General features: G+C 57.0%; 8 protein-coding genes and 1 pseudogene. 4 read left to right on the plus strand and 5 right to left on the minus strand.

From position 1 onward, the window contains the following. The coding region (locus WBB95_RS21160; protein ID WP_424489350.1) for a Sir2 family NAD-dependent protein deacetylase at window positions 1-285 on the plus strand (285 nt) is incomplete at its 5' end. A 47-nt stretch (window positions 286-332) separates the two neighbouring features. Here WBB95_RS21160 and mmsB read toward each other — a convergent pair. Then, a complete protein-coding gene (gene mmsB / locus WBB95_RS21165; RefSeq protein WP_424489351.1) occupies window positions 333-1,220 on the minus strand; it encodes a 3-hydroxyisobutyrate dehydrogenase in 888 nt (295 codons plus the stop codon). Window positions 1,221-1,235: 15 nt separating this feature from the next. Beyond that, on the minus strand, window positions 1,236-2,753 hold the full coding sequence (locus WBB95_RS21170; protein WP_424489352.1) for a CoA-acylating methylmalonate-semialdehyde dehydrogenase: 1,518 nt from the start codon (window positions 2,751-2,753) through the stop codon (window positions 1,236-1,238). Window positions 2,754-2,882: 129 nt separating this feature from the next. On the opposite strand from WBB95_RS21170, the gene WBB95_RS21175 reads away from it, so the two are divergent. Together WBB95_RS21175 and WBB95_RS21180 are read left to right on the plus strand one after the other, a co-directional pair. After that, entirely contained in the window at window positions 2,883-3,830 is a 948-nt protein-coding gene (locus WBB95_RS21175; protein ID WP_424489353.1) for a LysR family transcriptional regulator, read from the plus strand. A 326-nt stretch (window positions 3,831-4,156) separates the two neighbouring features. After that, window positions 4,157-4,447: a DUF3077 domain-containing protein gene (locus tag WBB95_RS21180; RefSeq protein WP_424489354.1), complete on the plus strand. Its 291-nt coding sequence runs from the start codon at window positions 4,157-4,159 to the stop codon at window positions 4,445-4,447. A 152-nt stretch (window positions 4,448-4,599) separates the two neighbouring features. On the opposite strand, the gene WBB95_RS21185 is transcribed toward WBB95_RS21180, so the two are convergent. Genes WBB95_RS21185 through WBB95_RS21195 form a run of 3 tightly spaced genes read right to left on the minus strand, consistent with a single transcriptional unit; the run spans window position 4,600 to window position 7,396 of the window. After that, complete coding sequence (locus WBB95_RS21185; RefSeq protein ID WP_424489355.1) at window positions 4,600-5,547, minus strand: LysR substrate-binding domain-containing protein; 948 nt, start codon at window positions 5,545-5,547, stop codon at window positions 4,600-4,602. Beyond that, the gene (locus WBB95_RS21190; RefSeq protein WP_424489356.1) at window positions 5,547-6,395 is read right to left on the minus strand and encodes an EamA family transporter; all 849 of its coding nucleotides are present in this window, start codon (window positions 6,393-6,395) and stop codon (window positions 5,547-5,549) included. Before WBB95_RS21190 ends, WBB95_RS21185 begins: the two co-directional genes overlap by 1 nt. Before the next feature lie 53 nt (window positions 6,396-6,448). Beyond that, on the minus strand, window positions 6,449-7,396 hold the full coding sequence (locus WBB95_RS21195) for a TauD/TfdA family dioxygenase (RefSeq protein WP_424489357.1): 948 nt from the start codon (window positions 7,394-7,396) through the stop codon (window positions 6,449-6,451). A 171-nt stretch (window positions 7,397-7,567) separates the two neighbouring features. Here WBB95_RS21195 and WBB95_RS21200 point away from each other — a divergent pair. After that, a pseudogene (locus tag WBB95_RS21200) lies at window positions 7,568-7,675 on the plus strand (DUF3077 domain-containing protein); the annotation flags it as partial.

Consider the following 7,675-nt stretch of genomic DNA (forward strand, 5'->3'; position numbering starts at 1 on the left):
AGTCAACTGCGTCCCCACATCGTTTGGTATGGCGAAAACGTGCCGAATATTGAGGTGGCGCAGCAGCACTTCAAACACGCACAGAAAGTACTGGTAGTGGGGACATCGCTCACGACGCAGCCGGCCGCAGGCCTGGTAAACAAAGCCAGCCATCATGCGGAAAAAGTTCTCGTAGGCCTGGCGATCGTGCGCAAGCCCTATGGGTATGAATTCATGCGTGGAAAGGCATCAAGCCTGGTGCCCTATGTGGTGGGATGCTGGATGAAAGGCCAGAGAGCTCGCTGACTCGCAAAAAACCGAGAGCCCACCAGCAGCAGGCTCTCGGAAACGCCCTACTTGGGCTTGCGATAGCTGTTGATGATCGCGGAGAAATCCTTGCCGCCTTCCCCGCGCTGGCTCATCGATTGATACAACTGCTGGGCCACAGCCCCCAGAATCACCGGTTGCTTCGCCTGACGCGCCGCTTCAGTGGCCAGGCCCAAATCCTTGAGCATCAGGTCGGCGCCAAAACCACCGGTGTACCCACGAGACGACGGCGCGGTTTCGATCACGCCCGGCCACGGGTTGTAGGTGTCCGAACTCCAGCAACGCCCGGTGGAGCTGTTGATGATGCCGGCCAGAACTTGCGTGTCGATGCCCAGCGCATCGCCCAGAGCCATGGCCTCGCTGACGCCGACCATGCTGATACCGAGCAACAGGTTGTTGCAGATCTTGGCGATCTGGCCGGTGCCGACGTCGCCGCAGTGCACAATATTGCGGCCCATCTGCGCCAGCACCGGTTGCAGGGTGGCGAACAGTTCCGGGGTGGCGCCGACCATGAAGGTCAGCGTGCCCGCCTGTGCGCCGCCGGTGCCGCCGGAGACGGGCGCGTCGGCCACCACAACACCTTGCTTGGCCGCTGCCGCCGCCACATCCCGAATGGTCTGCGGGTCGATGGTGCTGCAATCCACCGCCGGCACGCCTTTGCCGATACCGGCGAGCACGCCGTCTTCATTCAGCCAGACGCTGCGCACATGGGCCGCCGCCGGCAGCATGGTAATCACCAGCTCCGCGTCTTTCGCCGCGTCACGCGGCGAGTCGCTGACGGTGCCGCCCAGCTCGGCCAATTCCTTGAGCACGGCCTGGTTCAGGTCGAACAGGTTCAGCGCGTGGCCGGCCTTGATCAGGTTGCGGGCCATGGGTGCGCCCATGTTGCCCAAGCCGATAAATGCAATCTTCATGGTCGTCTCCCGGAATCAGCGCAGGTTGATGGTGGTGTTGACGCCATCGTTGACCGTGTCGTCGTCGAACCAGCGGCTGGTGACGGTTTTGGTCTGGGTGTAGAACTGCACCACTTGCTTGCCGTACGGGCCGAGGTCGCCGAGCTTGGAACCGCGCGAACCGGTGAAGCTGAAGAACGGCACCGGCACCGGGATCGGGATATTGATACCGACTTGGCCTACATCGATTTCGCTCTGGAACTTACGCGCCGCTGCACCGCTTTGAGTGAACAGGCCGGTGCCATTGCCGAACGGGTTGGCGTTGACCAGCGCGATGGCTTCATCGAGCGTGGCAACTTCCAGCACCACCAGCACCGGGCCGAAGATTTCCTGGGTGTAGATTTGCATATCGGTGGTCACGCCCGAGAACAGGGTCGGGCCGACGAAGTTGCCTTGCTCGAAGCCCGGTACCTTGATGTCGCGGCCATCCAGCTCCAGCTTGGCGCCTTCTTTCACGCCGCTTTCGATCAGCTCAAGGATGCGCGCCTTGGCGCGTTTGGAAATCACCGGGCCGACATCCGTGCCCGCTTCGCTGCCGGCATTCACGTTGAGTTTTTGCGCCAGCGCCTTGAGGTCCGGCAGCCATTGCTTGGCCGCGCCCACCAGCACCACCACCGAGGTGGCCATGCAACGCTGGCCGGCCGCGCCGAAACCGGCGCCGACCAAGGCGTTCAGGGTGTGTTCGCGGTTGGCGTCCGGCAACACCACGGCGTGGTTCTTGGCGCCCATCATCGACTGCACGCGCTTGCCGTGTTTACCGGCCAGGTCATAAACATGCGTGCCGACGGCGGTCGAACCGACGAAAGACACGGCCTTGATGTCTTTATGGGTGCACAGCGCATCCACCACGTCTTTGCCGCCGTGTACCACGTTGAGCACGCCAGCCGGCACGCCGGCTTCCAGCGCCAGCTCTACCAGCAGCACGGTCGACAACGGGTCTTGCTCGGACGGCTTGAGCACGAAGGTGTTACCGCAGGCAATCGCCATCGGGAACATCCACAGCGGGATCATCGCCGGGAAGTTGAACGGGGTAATACCGGCGCACACGCCGATCGGCTGGCGCAGGGTGTAGGTATCGACGCCACCGGCGACGTTTTCAGCGAATTCGCCCATCTGCAAGGTGCCAATGGAGCACGCGTGCTCGACCACTTCCAGGCCACGGAAAATATCGCCTTCGGCGTCGGCAATGGTCTTACCCTGCTCGGCGCTGAGGACTACAGCGATGCGTTTGGAATGCTCGCGGATCAAGGCTTGCAGCTTGAGCATGATGCGCATGCGTGCGCCAATCGGCGTCAGCTTCCAGGTCTGGAAGGCGCGGTGGGCAGCGTCGATGGCCGCGTTGACTTCATCGGCCGTGGCGAACGGGACTTTGGCCAGCACCTCTTGGGTGGCCGGGTTGACGATGTCTTGCCAATGGGTGGTCTTGGACTCGACCCACTCGCCATTGATCAGCAACTTGACCTGTTGCACGGAAATATCGGCAGATGCGTTCATGTGGTCTCCAATCTTATATTTATGCAGAGACAAGGCGCGTTAACCGCCTTGGGAATGAGGCGTTCGGACTGTTTTTGGAGTATAGATGTGCAAACTTCTAATAAGAACGCACATAAAAGCCGGTCCAATATGCAAAAAAACATCACCTCCTTGGGCTCCCTGAACTGGGATGACCTGAAGTTTTTCCTCGAAGTGGCCCGCACCCGCAAGGCCAGCGTGGCCGCCAAGCGCCTGGCGGTGGACTACACCACCGTGTCACGGCGCATCAGCTCACTGGAAGTGTCGCTCGGCACGCTGTTGTTCGAAAAATCCCGGACCAGCGGCTTCGTCCTCACCCCCGAGGGCCAGCGTTTGCTCGGCTACGCGGAGTCCATCGAAAGCACCTTGCACATGGCCTGCGAGCAGGTTTCCGGCTCCGGCGTGGCGTTGTCCGGCCACGTGCGCATGGGGTGCACCGAGGGCTTCGGCAGCTTTTTTGTTACGCCGCAATTGAGCCATTTCGTCGACACGTACCCGGCGATCTCGGTGGACATCCTGCCCCTGCCCCACTTCATCAGCCTGTCCAAACGCGAAGCCGACATCGTCATCGCCCTGGAACGCCCGGAACACGGGCCCTATGTGTGCTGCAAACTCTGTGACTACAAATTGCAGCTGTACGCGACCCAGGACTACCTCGACCAACACCCACCGATCCAGCGCCCGGCGGATTTGGCCGAGCACCCATTTATCAGTTATGTGGATGATTTGGCGTTCAGTTCGGAGCTTCTCTACCTCGCGAATGTTGTGCCCGGCGCCAGCGCCAGTTTGCGCAGTACCAGCGTGATCGCGCAGTACGTGGCGGCGCAGCAGGGGCGTTCGATGGCGATACTGCCGTGTTTTTTGGCGGCGCAGGACCCACGGTTGTTGCCGGTGTTGGGCGAGCAGATTGCGATTACGCGGCAGTTCTGGATGTATTGCCGGGAGGATTTGCGCAAGTTGAAGCGGATTACGTTGTTGTGGGATTACATCCGGGAAGTGACGGAGCAGAACCAAGGGTTGTTGATGGGGGAAACGCGGGAGATGCGGTTTGCGGATTAAAGGGCCATCAACGACGATTCGCTTTAAATTGCAGGACGTTTCCTAGAGACTCTCCACCCTATTGCGCCTTACTGTCTGGGTCACTAGCCTCCTGACTTCGCTGCGAACAGCGAGCGGGTTTAGCGACCCGGATTAGTTGGGATGTGATGCCAAAGTACTGCCAGGCGTTTTTACCTGTCTTTACCGTTTTATGGCGGCTGTACGCGGGAGACCTTCGGGTCTGCCGGGTTCCCAAATTTACCGGTTCGCTAACCCGTGTACAGCTGCCACCTCTTCATGTTTAGCGACATGCCGTGGTGACCCCTACTGCAAATTTGGGAAACATCATGACTAAAATCGTCCCCGATCCACCGCTCTCCTCCATCACCACCCTAGGCGTCGTCACCTTCGGCGACTACGGCGAAAACCAACAACCCCTGTTCCGCGTCAATTCCGGCATGCCCATCAGCGAAGCCCTGGAACACGCCTCCACCCTGCTTTTCTACTCCAAGAAACTCGCCATGGAAGCTGCCATGGACGTACGCGGTGAGCAATACGCGTGGGCCGCGCATTACCTGTGTGAGATGGGCAAAGCCGTGGTGGATGACCTGACGCAAGCCATGACACCAGCGAGTTAAACACCCGCTCGTTCCCACGCTCTGCGTGGGAATGCCGCTCTGGACGCTCTGCGTCCGCTTTTGAAATCGTGACGCGGAGCGTCACAGGACGCATTCCCACGCGGAGCGTGGGAACGATCGGAGTGTGGGAGCTGGTTTACTCCTTCCCACATTTAAACCGCGCCAGCTCCGGCGATTTGCGGATGCCGAGCCCGAACTTCCTGCAGAAACTCATTCGCTCTGATCTTGAGCCATTCAATCAACCGAGCGATATCCGGCTCTGACTGCCGTCCGTTGCGGCAAATAATGTAGTACGCCGCCGGCGACATCATCACGGGGCTATTCAACGCAACCAACGCACCGTCTTCCAATTGGTCATACACCAACGCAGTCCTGCCCAGCGCAATCCCGCCGCCCTTCAGCGCCAGACTGATCGCCAGGCTCGAGTCCGGAAATCTCGGGCCATGGTGATACATCGGCGCAGCCAGCCCCTGGAACGCAAACCAGCTTTCCCAACCCGGACACACCTGATCATCCACCCGATGAATCAGCGGATACCCAGCAACATCCTCCAGCGCAATCTCCCCTTTCAACTGCAGAAACTCCGGCGAACACACGGGGAACACCGAGTCGCGCATCAACAGTTCAACATGATGATCCGGGTACTCACCGTACCCCATTACTACCGCAACATCGTATTGATGAGCTTCAAGGCTGGCGCTGTTCATGTCGGCGCTGGTCAACACCAGGTCAAGGTTGAACGAGGCCTCAGTGTGAGAGCCGTGCATTCTGGGAATCAGCCACGTCGAACAGAGGGAAGATGTGCATGAGAGGTACAACGGTTGGGATTTGCCGGGATTGAGTGAGTGCAGTACACCATCCAGCGCCTTGAAGAACCCATCAGTAACCGGCAATAAAGCCTGACCCGCTGCCGTCAGCTTGACGCCGCGCGAATGCCGCTCAAACAACTGCAAGCCCCACCACTCTTCCAGGCCTGCAATTTGATGACTGATCGCACTGGCAGTGAGGTTGAGCTCAAACGCAGCCCGCGCAAAACTCCCGGTTTGCGCAGCGCTGACGAACGCTTGAAGCATCGGAGTGGGAGGCGGACGCTGGGCCATCAGGTGCTCACTTTGATCAAGATGATCCCGCAAACAATGACGAATGCCGACAGCATCCGTCGCCAACCGAACCGTTCATGAAAGAATAGCGCGGCAATAATGGCGCCGATAATAACACTGGTTTCACGCAGCGCTGAGACCTTGGCCACTGCGTCGAGCGACAATGCAAATAACACCAGTCCGTAAGACGCCAAGTAAAAAACACCCCCTAAAAGGCCCACTCGCCAATGCCCACGTATCGCACGAGCCAAGGCTGAACGTTGCTTGAAAAACGCCAGTATCGGGATCGGAATACTCTGGAACACGGTCAGGTAGATGATGTATTGCAACACCGTCTCACTGGCCCTCACACCTTTGGCATCGACCACCGTGTAAGACGCAATAAACACACCGGCACACACAGCCATCAGGATCGGCTTGAACATCTGCACCGTCATCTTGCGTACAAAGGTCAGGCTGATAATCCCCACACAAATCAACAACACACCCGTCAGTGCCTGGGGTGACAACTGTTCATGCAGCAGAAAGTAGGAAAACAGCGCGACCAATACGGGCGGCACGCCACGCATCACCGGGTACACCTGACCGAAGTCGCCTGTTTCGTAAGCCTTGATCAAAAATAGCCGGTAGACCGTATTGAGCACCACGGAGACGAGTACGTAGCCCCATACCTCCAGGCTCGGCACACTGACCAGCGGTAACGCCAATACGCATATCACCAGTGCGGTGCCATCAACCATAGCCAACGTCATAAAGCGACTACTACCGGCGCGGACTACGGCGTTCCAAGTAGCGTGCATAAAAGCAGAGATCAAGACCAGCGTGATCGCAATATCGGAGTTGTCCATGGGGCTCGGCTTATAGTGGATATCGGAAGATGTACGTTACGACCATCGGGATATCATTGTTTGCGTAGCCACATCCGTAGCATGTAGCGATTCAGAGCGTTTAAAGGCTCATCATCATTAATCACTGAACGTGGAGCATTCATATCAATAAAGTGCGTGCGAGTATGGAGAAACTTGTTATCGGCCGAAATAAGGACCTGTCCTGGCTCCAGTAGCACTCGATGCTGAACCGATGACTGATCGAGAACAGTATCCAAAAAGTCCAGTGCCTGGAATTGAGCAGCTGTTAACGGCACTCCTGCCTTAAGGTGAGCTGATTCAATGTAAACTCGAAAGTACCTGATCAGCGGAATACCTTCATTGGAAAAGCTCAGGATGGGTGCTTTAAACAACTGCTCCTCGTCTGACATGCCGCGATTTTCAAAAAAGAAGTCGCACTTGAGCTCTTCCAATACTTCTGGGAATGCCGTCAGCTCTGCGTATACCGCGCTTGCATCAATCAGAATGCTCTCACCTCCCAGCAGCGCTTTCTGTCCGCAAGCCAGAATCAAGTAATCGATAGGCAGTGGATCGCTTACTCCATCGTTGTGTACATAGGCGCCCTGGCGGGTTTGATGGTACCTCGCACCGTCCTCAATACTCTTACCACCACGGTCATAAACCTCAATCACCTTGTGACCAAGATGGTTTTGCACCATAGGCACACCGAGTAAAGAACCGAGCGTCCATATTAAAGATTTGAAACTGGCAAGTTTTTCGACCTTAAACCCATCGAGGATCAAGACATGGCTCTCGTGATCGATCATGTCTCGTATTCTATGCAGCTCCTCACTAAGGGCAGGCAATAACAGTGGATTAATGTAGGCCGGCTTCGCATCGAACCAATTATTCTTAATTTCAGAATCGATAATTTTTTTCGCACTTAAAAGCTCATCAAAAGCACCTTTCGAAAGCCTGATTTTACATACTTCTTGGCGAAAATTACTGACATTTATATTCATCGTAATCCTTTACGGCGGTTAGTTAGAGCGGCCATTTAACTAAGTCCACCACTTGCGAAAAAGCGAAACCTCATCAGCCTAGCCATCAAAATTCGTCATGACAGACCATTCCTACAGGAAAAAACTTTTGGTTGCTGCTGGTGCTTGGTCATAACGCGAGGAGCCCTTTAGCACGCCTTAAGCCTGCTTTTCTACTCCAAGAAACTCGCCATGGAAGCTGCCATGGACGTACGCGGCGAGCAATACGCGTGGGCCGCGCATTACCTGTGTGAGATGGGC

It is taken from the genome of Pseudomonas sp., from assembly GCF_049645325.1.
Lineage (GTDB): Bacteria > Pseudomonadota > Gammaproteobacteria > Pseudomonadales > Pseudomonadaceae > Aquipseudomonas.

Excerpts from the sequence above, each read along its gene's own strand:
- WBB95_RS21180 (WP_424489354.1), top strand. The coding sequence starts at position 4,157 with ATGACTAAAATCGTCCCCGATCCACCGCTCTCCTCCATCACCACCCTA.
- WBB95_RS21170 (WP_424489352.1), bottom strand. The coding sequence starts at position 2,753 with ATGAACGCATCTGCCGATATTTCCGTGCAACAGGTCAAGTTGCTGATC.
- WBB95_RS21175 (WP_424489353.1), top strand. The coding sequence starts at position 2,883 with ATGCAAAAAAACATCACCTCCTTGGGCTCCCTGAACTGGGATGACCTG.
- WBB95_RS21195 (WP_424489357.1), bottom strand. The coding sequence starts at position 7,396 with ATGAATATAAATGTCAGTAATTTTCGCCAAGAAGTATGTAAAATCAGG.
- mmsB (WP_424489351.1), bottom strand. The coding sequence starts at position 1,220 with ATGAAGATTGCATTTATCGGCTTGGGCAACATGGGCGCACCCATGGCC.
- WBB95_RS21185 (WP_424489355.1), bottom strand. The coding sequence starts at position 5,547 with ATGGCCCAGCGTCCGCCTCCCACTCCGATGCTTCAAGCGTTCGTCAGC.
- WBB95_RS21190 (WP_424489356.1), bottom strand. The coding sequence starts at position 6,395 with ATGGACAACTCCGATATTGCGATCACGCTGGTCTTGATCTCTGCTTTT.